General features: G+C 73.5%; 1 protein-coding gene. It reads left to right on the top strand.

Annotation, left to right across the window (positions count from 1 at the left end; genetic code table 11):
- Nucleotides 1-519: 519 nt before the first annotated feature.
- Nucleotides 520-3247 (top strand): hypothetical protein (locus tag AB0G02_RS32630; protein WP_360801907.1); only part of this gene is annotated, 2728 nt, incomplete at its 3' end.

Raw genomic sequence — 3247 nt, 5'->3', positions numbered from 1 at the left:
CCCCTGTACCAGGGACCGGCCGACGCGGTCGGTCTGCCGGCTCTGGAGGGAACGCAGTGGTCCTCCCTCGATCCGCGTCCGGTCGACGACAGGTCGACGGCACCCGACGCGGGCGAGCATGAGGCCGCCCAGTCCCCGGCACCGCAGTCCTCGCTGACGCCTACGCCGCAGACGCAGCCGCTCCAGCCACAAACCCAGACCGCGCCGGCCCAGACCGCGCCGGCCCAGACCGCGGCCGCCCAGACCGCGCTGGCCCAAGAGCAGGCCGGCACCTCGCCGGTCGACCCGGCGCACGTGGGTCGACCCGCTCCGGCTGCCGGGATCGACCTGGTCGTGCCCGAACCCCTGATGGCCGACTTGCCCGTGGTGGAGGAGCCCTCCTCGTCGGAAACGTTGGTCTCGACGCCAGAGGACGTGGTCCAGCAGGCCCAGGCGGTCGTGGACGGTGCCCCGTTGACGGGCCCGGTGGCCCACGGGAGCACAGAAGCGCTTGCGGCACAGGACTTGTCGTTGTCCGCGATGGCGCAGGGTGTTCAGCAGGCCCCGACCCGGGACGACCCCCGCGACAGCTCGGCGCAGTGGACGCCGGACGCGGTGCGGACCGCCGGCCAGGGGGCGATGACCTACCTCGCCGGCCTCCACCTCTCCGCCGCCGAACAGAAGTCGCTGTTCGTCGAAGCGGGCACGATCGTGGTCCAGACCCACGACATGTCGGTGCTGACCGACCCGGACGCGTTCGAAGACGTCGTCAGGGTCGTGACGAGCGTGCTGCAGAGGGCGGACAGCGCCGACAGCGCCAGGCAGGTCTCCCTGGAAGTGGCGGCGGGCCTGGGAACGACCCTGCCACCGATCGCCGGTCCCACCACCGGGCCGAACCAGGCCATTCGCGACCTGCGCGCGCGCAAGGGGCCGTCGGAGGACGCGCCCTGGACGGTGGAATCGCTGCGGTTGCGGGCAGACCTGGCGCGCGCCGCCTGGCTGGACGAGCAGACCCGGTTCACGCAGGACCTCGTGCTGCGGCGCGCGGAGGGGATCGTGACGTCGGTCGTCGGCACCGGTGCGCCGATCGACCGTGACGTGCTCGACGACCTCCTCGTAGTAGTCGCCGACGACTACAAGGAGGAGCACTACTACAGGCGCAGTGCGAAGCTCGCCGCGCGGATCATCGGTGACCTGGGCATCGCCGCTACCGCCGCGCCGCTGGAGAATCCCGCCGAGGCGGGGAACCGCGCCCTTCCGCCGGAGTCGGTGTTCACCTCCGGGCCGGACTCGAAGTCGCTGGACGAGGTGCAGTCCGGTCGCGTGGAGAAGCTCGGGGAGGAACTCGCCGAGGCCGCGGGCACCCGTGCCGAACTGGGCTACCTGCCGCCGGTGGTCCGGATCTCCGGCCACCCCTCCACCGTCCCGGACGTCCAGGAGCTGCTGCGCAAGCACGTCCTCGACGTCGAGATCGCGGTCGAGCTGGACGAGAGCCGCGACGGCGCCGCCGTGTTCGTGCAGTGGGACCTGGTGCGGCCGGGCGGTACCGCCCCGCTCGACGCGCCGCCCGTCACCGACGTGGTCGGTGACCCGGAAACCGAGCAGTCCGAGCGGGAAGTCGCCGTGCCCCCGGTGGCGAAGTCGGTCCTGGACGACGAGAGGTGGCGGCACAGCAGGCGTTGGGCGGCGGAGTGGTTCGACCCCCGCGACCCCGTGTCGTCGCAACGCATCGCCTCGGCACGGGTCGGGATCCCGGTCACGACGTGGGTGCGCGGCGAGGGCGTGAAGCTGACCTCCAAGTCCGACATCAGCATCGTGGGCAAGCCGCAGCTCGACCTGATCCGCGACCCGATCGCCTACGACGTGCGCGCCTTCGACGTCGACGGTCGCCGGGTGCTCGACATCACCACCAGGTACTTCCTGGACACGGCCGACGTCGTGGCGACGGAAGAGCAGCTCGACAGGCTGAAGGACCGCTTCCTCGGCGGCGTGGACAAGATCTTCAACCAGGGGTACCGCCTGCCCGGAGGGGAGCAGTTCCACGTCACGGTGCAGTTCACCGACGACCCGGCCGACGCGCACTCGGTGGTCTCGGTGATGGACGACGACGCCCGCGCGCGCCACTTGGCGTGGCCGTTGAACGCGTCCGAGATGACGTTGGGCCACGAGCACGGGCACCAGTTGGGCCTCGTGGACGAGTACGTCGAGACGATCGACGACGAACCGCTCTTCCAGGTCGAGGCCGGCCGGGGACAGGTCGTCGACGACGACGGCATCATGGGCATCGGCATGCTCGACGGCAGCGGACGGCTGCTGCCGCGCCACCTCTGGCTGTTCGCGCACCACATGAACGCGTTGGCCGCCGCCAATCCGCCGGTCGACGCCCACCCGGAGGCGACCGGCGGGCAGGGGGCGACCGGCGGGCAGTGGGCATCCGGCGGGCAGGGGGCGTCCGCCCCCGCCGGAGGCCGGTGGAAGGGCACCACCAGGTTCCTCCGCGCCCTGACGGGGGTCTTCTCGCGGTCCGACCGCACGGCGGTCGCCGGTCCGCTGGTGGTCGCGGAGGCCCCGGTGCGGCCGTCCGCCGGGGACCGAGCCCCCTGGACCGGGGCGCTGCTGCGAACCGAAGCCGTCCGGGCGCGCGCGGTGCTGGCCGGGCAGCGGGACCCGGCGACGCAGCGGTCGGCCGTGCGGCGGGCGGACTGGATCACGTCGCTGGTCGCCGACCACACCGCGGCGTCCGACCCGACCGCGCACCTGGACCTCACGTTCGTCGTCGCCGCGGCCCTGGTGGACGGGCTCCGCTTCCGCGAGACCGCGGAGCTGGCCCACCGGATCGCGTCGGACCTGGGCGTCGCGTCGCCGTCGCCGCTCGGCGGCCACGAGGTCGTCGAGCTGCCCGCGCCGGAAGCCACCGGGGGCAGGGTGGGCGCCATCCTGAGGAAGCCAGGACCGCTCGACGCCGGCCCCGCCGCCGAGTGGACGTCCGAGCAGCTGACCGCGCGGGCGTCGGCGGCCCACCGGGACCTGGCCGGGCGGCCCGAGTCCGTCCGGGACGAGGCGTCCCGCCGAGCGCGGGGGATCGTCGCCGTCGCCGCGGCCCCGAACGACCCCGATGTGCCGGCGGGGCTGACCGCGATCGTCGCGGCCGACCTGGTGCGGCACCACAGCCCTCGGCACAGCACCGCCCTGGCCTACGGCCTCGCCGAAGACCTCGGCATCGCGCCCGGGACGCCGCCGTCGCTCGCCGTCGCGGACCTGTGGTTCC

Source organism: Actinosynnema sp. NPDC023658 (assembly GCF_040639995.1).
Classification (GTDB): Bacteria; Actinomycetota; Actinomycetes; order Mycobacteriales; family Pseudonocardiaceae; genus Actinosynnema.
Note: the sequence above shows the minus strand (reverse complement) of the source record. Positions and strands in the feature narration are given on the sequence as shown.